This window comes from Croceicoccus bisphenolivorans (assembly GCF_001634625.1).
Lineage (GTDB): Bacteria > Pseudomonadota > Alphaproteobacteria > Sphingomonadales > Sphingomonadaceae > Croceicoccus > Croceicoccus bisphenolivorans.
In genome coordinates, this window is record NZ_LRSE01000003.1 from 153,816 (window position 1) to 167,401 (window position 13,586).

Annotated in this window: 17 protein-coding genes; 8 read left to right on the forward strand and 9 right to left on the reverse strand. The window is 63.5% G+C overall.

Annotated features, from left to right (window positions below; translation table 11 throughout):
- Nucleotides 1-31 precede the first annotated feature (31 nt).
- A complete protein-coding gene (locus A7A77_RS03905; protein WP_066553917.1) occupies nucleotides 32-1,087 on the reverse strand; it encodes an aromatic ring-hydroxylating oxygenase subunit alpha in 1,056 nt (351 codons plus the stop codon).
- Between the two features lie 98 nt (nucleotides 1,088-1,185).
- Here A7A77_RS03905 and A7A77_RS03910 point away from each other — a divergent pair, with 98 nt between their 5' ends.
- From A7A77_RS03910 to A7A77_RS03920, 3 genes are all read left to right on the forward strand, one after another.
- Nucleotides 1,186-1,632, forward strand: coding sequence for a MarR family winged helix-turn-helix transcriptional regulator (locus A7A77_RS03910; RefSeq protein WP_172799828.1), 447 nt, complete (start codon nucleotides 1,186-1,188; stop codon nucleotides 1,630-1,632).
- 20 nt (nucleotides 1,633-1,652) lie between these two features.
- Complete coding sequence (locus A7A77_RS03915; RefSeq protein ID WP_066553923.1) at nucleotides 1,653-1,886, forward strand: hypothetical protein; 234 nt, start codon at nucleotides 1,653-1,655, stop codon at nucleotides 1,884-1,886.
- A gap of 179 nt (nucleotides 1,887-2,065) precedes the next feature.
- Nucleotides 2,066-2,464: a VOC family protein gene (locus A7A77_RS03920; protein WP_066553925.1), complete on the forward strand. Its 399-nt coding sequence runs from the start codon at nucleotides 2,066-2,068 to the stop codon at nucleotides 2,462-2,464.
- 121 nt (nucleotides 2,465-2,585) lie between these two features.
- Here A7A77_RS03920 and A7A77_RS03925 read toward each other — a convergent pair whose 3' ends face one another.
- From A7A77_RS03925 to A7A77_RS03955, 7 genes are all read right to left on the reverse strand, one after another.
- On the reverse strand, nucleotides 2,586-3,455 hold the full coding sequence (locus A7A77_RS03925) for a transglutaminase-like cysteine peptidase (RefSeq protein WP_082835881.1): 870 nt from the start codon (nucleotides 3,453-3,455) through the stop codon (nucleotides 2,586-2,588).
- Nucleotides 3,456-3,531: 76 nt separating this feature from the next.
- Nucleotides 3,532-4,335, reverse strand: coding sequence for a class I SAM-dependent methyltransferase (locus A7A77_RS03930; RefSeq protein WP_156500392.1), 804 nt, complete (start codon nucleotides 4,333-4,335; stop codon nucleotides 3,532-3,534).
- 141 nt (nucleotides 4,336-4,476) lie between these two features.
- Complete coding sequence (locus tag A7A77_RS03935; RefSeq protein WP_066553937.1) at nucleotides 4,477-5,292, reverse strand: outer membrane protein assembly factor BamD; 816 nt, start codon at nucleotides 5,290-5,292, stop codon at nucleotides 4,477-4,479.
- 173 nt (nucleotides 5,293-5,465) lie between these two features.
- Entirely contained in the window at nucleotides 5,466-5,828 is a 363-nt protein-coding gene (locus A7A77_RS03940) for a hypothetical protein (RefSeq protein ID WP_066553940.1), read from the reverse strand.
- A 79-nt stretch (nucleotides 5,829-5,907) separates the two neighbouring features.
- On the reverse strand, nucleotides 5,908-6,324 hold the full coding sequence (locus A7A77_RS03945) for a roadblock/LC7 domain-containing protein (protein WP_066553942.1): 417 nt from the start codon (nucleotides 6,322-6,324) through the stop codon (nucleotides 5,908-5,910).
- Nucleotides 6,321-6,887, reverse strand: coding sequence for a GTP-binding protein (locus tag A7A77_RS03950; protein WP_066553945.1), 567 nt, complete (start codon nucleotides 6,885-6,887; stop codon nucleotides 6,321-6,323). Before A7A77_RS03950 ends, A7A77_RS03945 begins: the two co-directional genes overlap by 4 nt.
- Nucleotides 6,888-6,891: 4 nt before the next feature.
- Nucleotides 6,892-8,082 (reverse strand): hypothetical protein, encoded by a 1,191-nt coding sequence (locus A7A77_RS03955; protein WP_156500393.1) that lies wholly within the window; start codon nucleotides 8,080-8,082, stop codon nucleotides 6,892-6,894.
- Nucleotides 8,083-8,710: 628 nt separating this feature from the next.
- Here A7A77_RS03955 and A7A77_RS03960 point away from each other — a divergent pair.
- Both A7A77_RS03960 and A7A77_RS03965 read left to right on the forward strand, forming a co-directional pair.
- The gene (locus tag A7A77_RS03960; RefSeq protein ID WP_172799829.1) at nucleotides 8,711-10,789 is read left to right on the forward strand and encodes a transglycosylase domain-containing protein; all 2,079 of its coding nucleotides are present in this window, start codon (nucleotides 8,711-8,713) and stop codon (nucleotides 10,787-10,789) included.
- A gap of 1 nt (nucleotide 10,790) precedes the next feature.
- The gene (locus A7A77_RS03965) at nucleotides 10,791-11,144 is read left to right on the forward strand and encodes a YbaN family protein (protein ID WP_066554456.1); all 354 of its coding nucleotides are present in this window, start codon (nucleotides 10,791-10,793) and stop codon (nucleotides 11,142-11,144) included.
- A gap of 3 nt (nucleotides 11,145-11,147) precedes the next feature.
- Here A7A77_RS03965 and A7A77_RS03970 read toward each other — a convergent pair whose 3' ends face one another.
- A complete protein-coding gene (locus A7A77_RS03970; RefSeq protein ID WP_066554462.1) occupies nucleotides 11,148-11,336 on the reverse strand; it encodes a YgaP family membrane protein in 189 nt (62 codons plus the stop codon).
- A gap of 172 nt (nucleotides 11,337-11,508) precedes the next feature.
- On the opposite strand from A7A77_RS03970, the gene A7A77_RS03975 reads away from it, so the two are divergent.
- From A7A77_RS03975 to A7A77_RS17755, 3 genes are all read left to right on the forward strand, one after another.
- The gene (locus A7A77_RS03975; protein WP_156500395.1) at nucleotides 11,509-12,177 is read left to right on the forward strand and encodes a hypothetical protein; all 669 of its coding nucleotides are present in this window, start codon (nucleotides 11,509-11,511) and stop codon (nucleotides 12,175-12,177) included.
- 321 nt (nucleotides 12,178-12,498) lie between these two features.
- Nucleotides 12,499-13,092: an SOS response-associated peptidase gene (locus tag A7A77_RS03980; RefSeq protein ID WP_066553967.1), complete on the forward strand. Its 594-nt coding sequence runs from the start codon at nucleotides 12,499-12,501 to the stop codon at nucleotides 13,090-13,092.
- Between the two features lie 184 nt (nucleotides 13,093-13,276).
- On the forward strand, nucleotides 13,277-13,441 hold the full coding sequence (locus A7A77_RS17755) for a hypothetical protein (protein ID WP_156500399.1): 165 nt from the start codon (nucleotides 13,277-13,279) through the stop codon (nucleotides 13,439-13,441).
- The last annotated feature ends 145 nt before the right edge of the window (nucleotides 13,442-13,586 follow it).

Here is a 13,586-nt window from a genome sequence, read left to right on the forward strand (position 1 = left end):
TGGTGGAGAGCAGGAACGCCGGCTTTGGCGTTCACGCGCCCTGACTTGCAGCCTCCCGCTCTTCGCGGACCAGCCGTTCCATCAGCTTGCGCATCAGATGCGGACCCTTGTCCTGCGGCAGGAAATATTTCTCAACCGAAGGATCGGTCCTGTTCCAGATGCGCTGCTGCGCCTCTATCATGGTCCGGTCTTCGGCGAACGCGGCGATCACCACGCCCATACGCTGTGCAAGTTTTTGCGTCAGTTCCGGCGTGTTGCCGATCAACCCTGTCGCGAAATGGTATGCGGTACGCGCCTCGTCGATCGGGGTAACCGCCTGCTGCTCGATATTGCGGGTATGCGGTTCGATGCCAACCGGTTCCTGCATCCCGCATCGCGCCGCGGTCCCTTCCGGATATCGCGCGCCGCGCATGATGAAGATACCCGGCACGACGAAATCATAGGCGATCCATGTATCCACCTTCTCACCGGACTGCCCGCCGGGCAGGTCCGCGTTGACGAACCAGCGTTCGAACCGGATCGCGCGGTCGCGCGTCGTGATGCGCGGCTTGCTTTGCGCCCACCAGGCACCGGACGCCAGCCGCAGCGTGCTTTCATGCACGAAATCGACGTGCGACAGATCGCACAGGTTGTCGTGGATCAGCTGGTAGTTGGCATCGTATTCGATGCTGTTCGCCTGCATCGGTTCATCCGGGTTATCCAGCCCGAAGGCGTCCGGGATCAGGCTTTCATCCGCCTTGTCGGCATCGCCTGTCCAGATCCAGATCCAGCTGTCCTTTTCCACCACCGGATAAATGCGGATGGATATGTCGGGGGCGGTTTCCAGCAATGGCACGTGCAGGCACCGGCCGTCCGTGCCGAATTTCATGCCGTGGTAAAGGCAGCGGATCGCCTCACCTTCGACTTGCCCGGCCGAAAGCGGGGCGTGGCGGTGGGGGCAGCGATCTTCTGCCGCGTGCAACCGGCCGTCGGCATCGCTGCGCCAGACCGCGATCGGCTGCCCGATGATGACCCGACCGACAGGCTTCCCGCCCGCCACGACATCGCGCGACCATCCAAAAACGTACCAACAATTGCGCAGGAACATCGACAGGGTCTCCCGAATTTTGAGCGTATGTATGCCATACACTCAAAATTTGCTAGCGCCATCGTGTGAGCAAGGGATCGCCAGATATTTCGACTTATGTGCCCGATGCCGACGGGATCGCGCGCTTTCGTGACCGGCCGGGTGTCTGGCTGTCGTTTGGCGGGGCGGCCTTTTACAGCGCCTATCGTGACCGGCTGGTGCCGCTGGGCCTGCGGCCAAGCTGGGTCACGGCGCTTGCCATCATCGAACAGCATCCGGGCATTTCACAGGCGGCGTTGGGAAGGAAGCTGTGCGTCAATCGCGCGTCGTCCATGGCGACGTCCGTCCAACTGGCAGAAGCAGGCCTGGTGTCGCGCGAACCGTTACCGGGGCGTAACCGCACCGGGTTGACGATAACCGGCAAGGGGCTGGAGCGGCTGGAAGCGGCCTGTCTGGTTGAAGAACAAATGATTGCCGGCTTGATGGATGGCATTCCGGATCAGGAACGCGCAGTCTTCTTTTCCGTGTTGCGCACCTTGGCAGGACGGATTTCCCGCAAGCCCTGACGCTGCAAGATTGTTCGTAGATGGCCATTTCCCGGCGTAACGCCATCGGCCCCGCAGGATGCGGCGGTTTGGACGAACAGCTGTTCCCGATCGGCGCGGTGGACGACGATCTCGGCGCCGCCATCGCCCGCGCCCTCCAATGCCGCCGCGAAGACTGCGCCCGCTACGGCGCGGAATATAGCTGGGAAGCGGCAACCGACCAGTTCGTCGCCGCGCTGACAGGCGCGCTAGAGGCGGAAGCAGTCGCGGCCTGAGGGCATGGGGCTGTCCTGCAGGGGCATGGCATCTTTCCGAAAGATACAGCCAGAAGTTGTCTGACGGCTAACGACCCAATCGCCCGCATTTCGAGAGCCGGGGTGACTGCGAGCTACGTGCCTGATAGGTGAGACCGCTAATGGCGATCGGAAGTTGATCAGCCTTCAGGAGAGTATGCGTGCTTTTTCACACCATGGTCGGATCGAACGACATTGAACGATCCAAGCGTTTCTACGACACGGTGCTCGGCATCTTGGGTGCAGGGGAAGGGACGCGGAATATCGCCGACAGCGGCCATACACGTCTGATCTACAATAACGGCAGCGGAACCAACTTCATCGTCAGCCAGCCAATCAACGACGAACCGGCAAGCGTCGCCAACGGCAGCACCGTCGCCTTTTCCTGCGACTCGCCCGAGCAGGTGAAGCAGCTTCACGATACCGCCGTAGCCGCTGGCGGAACCTCGATCGAAGCCCCGCCCGGACCGCGCGAAACTGCCTGCATGGGCACCATCGAATTGGCTTATTTTCGTGATCCTGACGGCAACAAACTGTGCGGAATTCATTTTCCTGCCTGATCTGTCCGGCACGGGTCTGCTTCTAAACCTAGCGGACCTCGATCATACGATCCCGCGAATGGCCGCTTCCCACCCCATTCCCGCCATCCCCGCAAGCCGCCCGAAACACCGAAAGTCGCCCTTACCGCCCCGCCTGCCGATAGGCCGCGCGCACGGTGCGCCCTGCGCTGGTTCCGCCCTTGTAGCCGTAAGTCCATGCCCACGGGCCGGAGAAGCTTTGCAGCGGCACATAATCCATCACCCGTTCTGCCGGTTGCAGCCGGTCTATCCGGTTGTCGAGCACCCATAGCCGGTTTTCGTAGCGCACGGCGGCAACGGCGTGGTCGATCTTCCGCGCCGTGTCGCGCACGATGACGAGGAACAGGTCGTCCATCGCCAGCCCGGCGCGGGCCAGCAGGGCGAGCTTCAGGATCGCCAGATCCTCGCAGTCGCCCGCCCCCTTCACCAGCGTTTCGGTCGCGCTGGCCCAGCTGTCGCCGGCCACGTCGTCGGTCTGGCGGAATTCGCTGTTCACGCGGCTGTTGACCAGTTCCAGCGGGTTTGTGCCCGGACGGTTCAATCCCCACGAAAGCGAGGCTGCAAGAGCGTCGTTTTCGGCCAGTTCCAGCAGCCGCCCTTCCTGCCAGCGCGCGGCAATGCGCTGGCTGGTAACCGGCAGGGCGTAAAAGCCGAAGATGGCCGGATCGCGCGGGCGGACCGGCATGGGCACAACCGGCTCACACGGAGGCAATACCGGATCGGCGGCGGCGTCTTCCTCCGTGCCGGGAATGACGAATGCAAAGCCGGTTTCGGGCAGGATGTAGGTTTGCGGCGCGGCTGCCTTTGCCTGCGCCGGATCGTCCGGCACCCCGTCGAGCGACACATCACCAATTGCTTCCGGGGCAGCGCACGCAACTTGCGGCGCGCTCTGCACGACCGGCACCGGCGGCGCTTCCGCCACGGCGGCCAGCTGAAGCAGGGGCAGGATCGCAGACAGCGGCATGGCGCTCATTCTACCAGTTTCGGCACGGCTACGCCCCCCCTGTGCCGCCACCTGTGAACAAGGCACGGCACGGCCGCCAGCCGCTTCAGCCGGGCTTGCGGAAACGCAGGACGAACTGGTCGGTGTGCCCCTTCAGCGCGGGATCGAACACGCCCTTCGTCCCGTCGTCTTCCGGATTGGCCAGAACCGCGCTCGACCCGTCATAGAGGAAGCCTGCGCTTTCCACTTCGCGGCGCACGAACTCGCCCTCTATCCGGTGGGTGGTGTCGGTGGCCGACGCGCCGGCCCCCTGCGGTGCGGAATGGTCCAGCACGACATAGATGCCGCCCGGCTTCAGCAGGTCCAGCACCATCGCGTTGTACGCCTTGGCGTCGAACCCGTCGACATTGTGGAAGTCGTGATAATTGCGAGAGGTCCAGACGACGTCGAAGTTTTCGCCCATCGCTTCGGGCACCGGCCCGGCCAGCGGGAAATGCGCGACAGAGACGATGGGATTGGCCATCTCGTCCTTTAGCGCTTCGGCCTTTTCCAGCGGCACCCATTTCTTGTCGACCAGTTCGTCGGGAACGTAGAGCATGACGCGGCCCTTATCGCCCACCGTGCCCGCGAACAGGCGCGAGAAATAGCCCGCGCCCGGCAGCATGTCGACAACGGCCATGCCCGACTGCACTTGCGCGAATGCCAGCATGTCGGCGGGCTTGCGCATTGCATCGGCGGCGCGGTCCTCTTGCGGACGCGCGGTTTCGGCGACAATCGCCGCATAATCGGGGGTTGCAGCGGAAGCGGGGGCGGGATCGACCACCGGCGTCGATGCGACGTCCGGTTCATGCATGTTGCAGGCCGACAGGGCTATAAGCGCGACCAGGCAAAGGCGCGGGTGGCGTTTCATGGGGGCCTCCTCCTCAATCGGCACCCTTCGTGCCGATCGCGTCGAAGCGATCAGGCCGGTGCCCGTCCGAAGGGGGAACTGTGACCGAGCAAGCCCCGTTTGGCAACCGCGCGACGGAAGACCGGAGTCTGCCGGACACCCTCAGCTGGTGAAGCCGGGTGCCTTCTTTTCCATCAGCTCGTAAGCTTTCTCGTACCACTCGTCGCCCGGATAGTTGGCGCCGAGCACGGCCGCGCTCTTCTTCGCCTCTTCCGGCAGGCCGAGCGCGAGGTAGGTTTCGGTCAGGCGGTACAGTGCCTCCGCCGTGTGGCTGGTCGTCTGGTATTCGTCCACCACCTTGCGGAAGCGCATCGTGGCGGCCAGCCACTTGCCCGTCTTTTCGTAGAACCGGCCGATGGTCATTTCCTTGCCGGCGAGGTGATCGTTGACAAGGTCCAGCTTCAGCTGCGCATCGGCGGCATAGTCGCTTTCGGGATAGCGGCGCACGACATCGGTCAGCGCGGTCTTGGCCAGAGCCGTCGTCTGCTGGTCACGCTCCACGTCGCTGATCTGTTCATAGTACGAAAGCGCGATCAGGTAGCTGGCATAGGGCGCGTCCTTGTTGCCGGGGTGGATCGACAGGAAGCGCTGTGCCGCGCTGATCGCCTGTCCGTAATCCTTGGCAACGTAGTAGGAAAACGCGCTCATCAACTGGGCGCGGCGGGCCCACGGCGAATAGGGGTGCTGGCGCTCCACCTCGTCGAATAGGGCGGCGGCCTGTTTCACCTGCCCGCGGTCCAGCCGGTCTTTGGCCGCGAAATAAAGCGATTCGACGTCGCGCGCGACGTATGCGGTATCTTCCGGCTTGCCGCCGCCGGCACAGGCCGCGGTCAGCGACATGGCGCCAGCCGCAAGGGCGAGCGCAAGGATGCGGACGGGCTTTACAAGCGGGCTGGCCGAACGATCGAAGGCTGTCATGCGCCGCCTATAGCCTCGCCCCTCGTGAACGCCAAGTGAAGCTTGCACCCCTGTCCACCGAAGGCACTGCGACAAATGCGAAACGGGGTGAGCCTTCTTCAGGCCCACCCCGTCGTCCGGGTGATACCGTGGCGACCGGTCGTGGGGACCGGTCGCCACTATATTCCGTCAGCTCAGAGAGCGAGCGAGCCTTCGCACTCGGCCGTCTTGATGCGGGCAAGGGCCAGGTTCGACTTCGACTTGTCGAGCACGAGATAGATGAACACCGCCGGGCGCTGCGCCATCGGGCGGATGATGTGATACTGCGACGACAGCGTGATCAGGATGTCGTCGATCACGTCCTTGGTAAGGCCCAGGGCCTTCATCGTCTTCAGCTTGGCGCGAACCACTTCGGTGTTTCCGGCGCCGGCAACGTCGAGGTCGAGACCGCCACCGATCTTGCCCAGGACCATGCCCGAATCCGAATCGACGACAGCAGCAGCCTTCGCGCCATCGACGGTCAGCAGTTCTTCAAGGGTTTCATTGATGCTAGCCATATTTATATTCCTTTTTATCAGCGGTTTAATTTGAACCGACCCCTGCCCCGCCAAAGCCTGGGTCGGTAAACTCTTCCTCCTACGCCGCTTCACGGCGGATCATCGCGCACATGTTGGATGCCGCCAGCCGGACGACCGAGAGCGCCTTGCCCACGGTTTCGGCCGCGTCGAAATGGGCGGCGAGCACCATCAGCTGGTCGGGCACGCGCATCTGGATCACGTATCCGGTCTCTGCCGCGATGATGATGTATTCGGCCGCGCCGATGCGCAGGTCCTTGGCGACCGCGTCGCCCAGCGCCTGCATCGAACTGGCCATCGATGCGACGCGGCGGTTCTGCTTGTCGTCGCCGCCGAAGCTGGCCACTTCGAACCCGTCGTCGGTCAGAAACGTGGCATAGCGCAGCGAACGGCAGAATTCGTTCAGCCCTTCCAGCACTTCGCCGGCGCAGGCAATTATGTGGGGATCCTTGTGGGCACTGGGTGCGGCGTTGTTCATGCTGCGCGTTCCTGGCTTGCGGCGATCATCGCCGTCATTTCGATATTGGCGATCAGGCTCATCAGGCAGGTGCGCATCTGATCGGTGTTGCGGGCATCGGCGGTGAAGACCGGGATCATGCGTCCGGGCAGCACTTCGCGGATTTTTTCGGCATACTGGTCGATATGCGGGCTGGTCGCGACGTCGGACCGGGTGACGCACACGACAACGCCGCCCTTTTCATGAAGGTCGCCGAATTCGTCGAGAAAGTCGGCCAGTTCCTGAATGGGATCGGCTGCATCGTTGTTGACCAGCAGGACAAGGCCGACCGCGCGTTCCTTCAGGATGGTCCACATGAAATTGAACCGGCGCTGGCCGGGCACGCCGTAAAGACGCACCTTGTCTTCATCGCCCACCGTGATCTCGCCATAGTCGAGCGCGACGGTAGTGGTATCCTTGTCCGCGGTCTCGCGATCGGTGTTGTTCGCCTCTGTGCGGATCGTCTCGATTTCGGAAAGGCTTTCGATCGCGGTCGTCTTGCCCGCACCCATCGGCCCTGCAAAGAGAATGACGTGTTCGGCCATGGTCCTAAAGCCCCAGTTTCGTGCGTAGCTTGGAAAACAGTCCGCCCGATTTTTCAGGCGGCGGCGGCGTGAACACCACCGGCGGCGCAGAGCGGTTGGCCTGAATTTCGAGCAGGCCCATCAGCGAATAGGCATTCAATGTGCGAGTCGCGGCCTCCGGCGTGATCCCCGCCGCAGACGAAAGCTCTGCCGCATTGAGGTAGCAGTTGCCGATGGCCGCCGCCGTGCGCATGTCTGCAACCGCGTGGTTCAATTCGGTAAAGTTGGGCCAGCGGCGCAGGCGATAACGCTCCTCCGGCTTCAGCCATGGTGCGGCCATGCCGTGAAACGCCTGGCTGCCGATGAACCAGAACAGCTTGTCCAGCGATTCCCCCGGCAGGTTCACGATCGGCGGGCGATAGGCTTCCACCAGCGTGGACCGGATCGCGATGCGATGGCCGTGGGTGTTCACCTGTTCCAGCGGAATGCGCGAGTTGTAGGCGCGGAAACGGAAATCGATGCGGATCATGTCGAGGTTTTCGACACGGATTTCGGCCACGGCGGGCGCGGAATTCTGCACGATGGAATAAAGCGCGACGGCGATCTGGTCCCACGCGGCGGAAAACTCGCCCGCCTCGCCATAACCGGCGTGCGCGGCCGGTTGCGGCGGCATCTGCTGCACCGGCTGCGGCGTGGCCATGGCGCTGGGCTGCGCATGCGGATGGGTTATTTGCGCGGCAACGGCATAAGGGTCCGTCTTCAGCGCGGCCGACCCGTCGGTCATGTGACGTGCCGTGGTGCCAAAGCCTGCCGGGATATCTCTGGCCGGAACATCATGCCGGTCATTGGCGGGCATCCCGCCCCAGTCTTCCATTTTCACGCGAAGGCTGCCGGTGGCCGCGGGTTTCTGCTGCCTGCCCAGCAGTTCCTGCGCCTGCTTCAATACGTCCATGAGTTCCCGTGCGCTGATCGGCGTGGTAATCGAAAGCCCCTCGCCCGGCGTGCCGCCAAAGCGAACGAGCCGGATGAGTACTTGATAGGGGTCGGCGCTGAATTCGACGTCGGCTGGAACAATCAGTGCGTCGCAACTGTCGGAATGGAGCACCAGCCACGGGCAGCCGGCGGCCTCGGCCTCGCTTTCGATAAACGTCGCGATTTTCGCGCATTCGATCGGCGAAAGACCGACGAGACCCAGGCTGTGCCGTGCTTTGGTCATCGATACCATTGCCCGCGAGACTCCGAAGAGGGCCATTCCACATGACACGACCGCTTCGAAAATGATCCGTTGCGCGTCGCCAAGGACCGCAGAGCTATGGCAGGGCCGCCTAATTAACGGTTAAACCCGATCCTTATGAAACTGCTAAAAACCGCCCAATCCCATAGGTTTGGGAGGCAGCGTCTTCTTAACTTACCCTAACGCCGAGGGAGCAAAGTTAATCCCGCTGCGTGATCGAAAAATTATGTATTTTGGATACCGTTTACGCGTTATCGGACTATCCCGTGTGAAATGCGGGACTTTTCCGGCATCGAAAATGCATATTATCGGCGGCTTTCGACAGAACCGGTTGCAAACGTCATCATCGACAAGGCCGGGTTAACCAGTTGCGTTCGTCATTGCGGCGCATTGCGGGTAAGGATTGCGCCTCTTGGCCGGATCATTCGCAGGGCTGAAAAAATTTCGCAAAACATGTTTTTTCGCACCTGCGGCATAGCGATCCGGGTCCCATTTGCGAATTTCGTGCGTTCGACACGCAAGATTCCTGTCGTCCTCGCCCGCGTTTTGCCCGACAATGCGGGACGATCCGTTCGACCGGTTACCCCGCCCACTGCACGACAAGGCCAGGATGAATACGCAAACCTTTCCAGACGGCACCACCGGCCAGCCTCCCCTGCACGGTGTAGGCCGACGTATTTCCGGCGGCGCCGGGCGCGGTTACGGCATGTTCCGTGGCTGGCCGCTGTGGTTTCAGGCCCTGCTCGTGGCGCTGGCGCTGCTGGTCGCGTGGGAAACATATGCCGCCCCGCCGTGGAAACTGGGCGGCCCGCCCCCGCCGCAGGGCATCGACTTTCTGGCCCGTGACGGCACCCTTATCGCCCATCGCGGGCCGAAGACGGCAACCCCGGTCGACGCCGCGCAATTGCCCGATCATGTCGTTCAGGCCTTCCTTGCGATCGAGGACCGGCGTTTCTTCGACCATGGCGGCATCGATTTTCGCGGGCTGGCGCGCGCGACGCTGGCCAACCTGCAGGCAGGCGGCGTGGTCGAGGGCGGGTCGACGATCACCCAGCAATACGTGAAAAACGCCTTCCTGACGCAGGATCGCACTTTCACCCGCAAGGGCAAGGAGATGATCCTGTCCGACTGGGCCGAGCTATGGATGAGCAAGAACGAGATTCTCTCGCGCTATCTGGAGCTGTGCTATTTCGGTGAAGGCCAATACGGCCTTGTCGCTGCCGCCCACCATTATTTCGACCGTACGCCAGACGAGCTGACGCTGGGGCAGGCGGCACTGCTGGCGGGCATGGTAAAGGCCCCTTCGCGGCTTGCCCCCACGGTGGATTACGAAGCATCGGTGAAACGCATGCGCGTCGTGCTGGGCGCGATGGCCTATGCCGGTTTCATTACCGAAGACGCGGCAAAGGACGAAGCGGACCCGAAAGTCACGCCCGGCGCAGAGGATGACGACGGGCCGAGCGGCACGTGGTTCGTGGACTGGCTGATGCAGGACATGGACAAGGATTTCTCCGGACAAGTGCAGACCACGCTGGAACCCGACGCGCAGGCGCGGGCCGAACGTGTCGTGCGCAATGCCCGGCTGGGCGGGGCGGAAGTGGCGCTAATCGCGCTGCGCCCCGACGGATCGATCGCGGCCATGGTCGGCGGCAAGGAATGGACGCCGCAGGCCTTCAACCGCGCAACGACGGCGCAGCGCCAGCCGGGATCGACGTTCAAGCTGTTCGACTATTTCGCGGGGATACGCAGCGGGATGACACCGTCCACGATGATCGGCGACAGCCCGATCGACGTCGACGGCTGGCAACCGCGCAATGCCTATTCCGGATATTACGGCCCGATGCCGCTGTCGCGCGCCTTTGCCATCAGTTCGAACACGGCGGCGATCCGCGTGGCCGACATGGCGGGGCACGACGCGGTGATAAAGGCCGCGCGCGATCTGGGCATCGCGTCCGAGATCCCCGAAACGCCCAGCATGGCGCTGGGCACCGCGGGCCTGACGCTGAAGGAACTGGCCGGTGCCTATGCCGCCTTTGCCGGCGGCCGCTATCCGGTGCGCCCGCATGGCATCGTGACCGGCGGGCGGGACCGTTCGCGCAAACTGGACCCGCAGCGCGAATGGGCGCCGATGCTGACGCTGCTCTATAATGCCGCCAACCACGGCACCGGCCGCGCGGCATTGATCGACGGGCAACCGACTTTCGGCAAGACCGGTACTTCGCAGGAAGGGCGCGACGCGCTGTTCGTGGGCTTTGCCGGCAACATGATCACCGCCGTGTGGGTCGGCCGCGACGACAACGCTGCCATTCCCGGCAACCACGGCGGCGGCAATCCGGCGCAGATCTGGCGCCAGTTCATGAGCGGGGTGAAGCTGGAACCGCTGAACCTGCCGATCAAGGCCGCCGCGATCAAGCGCCCCGTGCCCAAACGCACGACGAGCGCGGACGAGGCGGACATGAGCGCCATCGACATCGACAACCTGCCGGAGGGCGAGGTGGAATTCATCCTAGAAGGAATCCCCGAACTGCCGGAGGGAGAAGGCATCCAGCTGCCCGGCACCGTGTTCCGCGAAGGCGATCCGGACGACCAGCCCCCCGCCGCCCAGCCCAATGCGCAACCCGCCGCGCCGCCGGTTGGCCAGCCGCAGGAAGTGCCCGCTGCCCGCGAAGGCGCGCAGGGCGAGCAGTGATCTGAAACGAACGCTCTATCTCGCGGGCGGGTTCGCCTCTCTGGCGCTTGGCACGGTGGGGGCGCTCCTGCCGCTGCTGCCCACCGTGCCGTTCGTCATCCTTGCCGCGTTCTGCTTCGCCCGATCCAGCCCCGCGCTGGAAAGGCGACTGGTCGAACATCCGCGCTTCGGCCCCCATATCGTGGCGTGGCGGGAAAAGGGCGCGATCAGCCGCAAGGGCAAGCGGGCCGCGCTTGCCGCCTTTGCCGTCAGTGCGATCGTTGCCTTTGCCTTTGCCCCGATGCCCGCACCGTTGATCACGCTGGCGGCAGCGTTGATCGGGGGTGCGTGGATCTGGACCAGACCGGAAGCCTAGCCCCTACTCCGACTTGCAGGTATTCACGCCGATCAGGCCATAGAGCGGGCAGAACCCGAACAGCCCCGTCAACAGCGGGATCAGGCCGAGCCATCCCCAGGCGGTTTGCGGGCCAACGAAGACCAGCGCGATCAGCACCAGCCCAACGAGAACGCGCAACGCGCGGTCGATCTTGCCTTCGTTGCAGGGCATATCCTGCCTCCTCCACATCGCGACCACATCCGCGTTTTCGCAAGCCACCGGCCCGCGATCCATGACGAAGATCAAATCGCCCCCCTTTTTGCGCAATCCACCCGTGTTATTGTCCTACACAGGTCCGCTTGTGGCATGGCCCCTGCCCCGTTTGGCAGCAGCGAGAATTGTCGTGACCGTCCACAAGCAACCCCGCCTTAAAGACAACCGGCGCAAGTCCGCGCCGCTTCCCGCCTTCACCCCCGTTCCGCGCAAGTGCCAAAGGCACGACGGATGGACGCCACAGCGGCAGACGGGGTTTATCGAGGCGCTGGCCGATACCGGCAGTGTGAAGACCGCAGCGCGCACGATGAACATGACGCCGGAAAGCGCATATTATTTGCGGCGACAGCCGGGCGCGGAAAGTTTTCGCAAGGCTTGGGAAGCCGCACTGGCGCTGGGCGTCCAGCGGCTGGAGGATGTGGCGATGGAAAGGGCGCTCAATGGTGTGGAGGTGCCCGTGTACCACTTCGGCGCCGTGGTGGGCACGAGGCGGATCTATAATGACAGGTTGTTGATGTTCCTGCTGAGGAACCGCGCGCCGGAAAGGTTCGCAGCGGACGGGGCGAGAGGCCTGTCCGCGCTGGATCGCACGATGTTGGCGAGGTTGAAAAAGGAATGGCGCGCCGAGTGGGAGCGCGAACTGACGACAAGATGGGCCGAGGAGGAAGCCGCCACGGTCGAGAGCATCAACAGGAAGCTGGATATGATGCGCGAGAGGATGGAGGAAGCCGAACGCGACGAGGATGCGAGGGCGGCAGAAGAAGCGGCGCAACAGGACGACCAAGATGGCCAACACTGAATCGGGGCGCCGAAGGCGACTCCCGCAAGGCCGAACGGCCGCCGCGCCTTATTGGCGCGTAGCCAAGCGGGCCGGATGGCCCGCGCCCGGCGCTTGAGGGCCCAGAACAAAAAGGACCTACCCCGATGACCATCAGATCAATTCCCGATTTCCTGAAGTGTGATCCCATCGACTTAGGCTACCCGATTTCGCACCAACGCAAGCTGCGGGTGATGTTGGGAGTGGCCGACCCTTGGCAGGAGCCGCCCGCCCCCTTCCCCCGCAACGCCGCGGGCCGGCCCCGCGATTGAGCAAAGCGCGCAACCGCAGTAGCCTTAGCGCATGTGCAACCTCTACCGCATGCGAAAGTCCGTCGCGGAGATCGCGAACCTGTTCGACGCCGCGCAGGGCAACGCGTTCGAGTGGGCCGAAAACATCTATCCGCGCATGGAAGCGCCGGTGATCGTTTCCGCGCATGGCGAAAGGCGGCTTGGCCCCATGCACTGGGGCTTTCCGCTGGAGGTGCAGGGCAAGACGAAGATGATCACAAAGCATGTCACGAATGCCCGCAATCTGGACAGCCCGATGTGGCGGGGGAGCCTTGCGGCGCACCGCTGCCTTGTGCCGTTTACCAGCTTTGCCGAACCCAAGGCGGGGAAGGACGGGGAAGGAAGGCCCGCGCAATACTGGTTCACGATAGAGGATCAGGAGATCGCGGCGTTCGCCGGATTGTGGCGCAAGACGGAGAGCGGACCGGTGTTCGCGTTCTGCACGACGGAACCCAATGCCCTGACCGCCCCGCTCCACCCCAAGGCGATGCCCGTGGTGCTGCTGGCCGAGGATCATGAAAGATGGTTGAGCGGAACGGCGGAAGAAGCACGCGCCTTGCAGGCGAGCTATCCGAGCCAGTTGATGCGTGTGACGGCGACCAATTAGGCACCACAACCAAGCCAAGTCCGCTGGCCAACACCAAAACGGGGCGCGAAGCGACTCCCGCAAGGCCGAACGGCCGCCCGAGCTTGTGCGAGGTAGCCAAGCGGGCCGGATGGCCCGCGCCCGGCGCTTGAGGGACTCAGACAAATAAGGTGCGGGGCCGCTACCCTCTGCGTACAACCCAGCTATGACCAAAGCATTCGACAAGATCGCGAACGGACTGACCGACGCCATCGGCTACGCTTGCGACATGGCAGACAGCCAATCGAACGACAACGCCAGCCTCACCCACCCCCACCCCCTCCCGCAAGCGGGAGTTGAGCGAGACTTGCCGAGCCGCAGGCGAGGCTAGTCGCAGCTCACACCGACCAAGTTCGCTGCCAAGCTAAGGGTACCGCGGCGCGATTGGAGCGGCACCGGCGTTCGTCCGATCAGCCCTCGCGGGGCTGGGGCGATGGTGGATGTCGATCCGAACGCGACGTTGGCGTTGATGAACA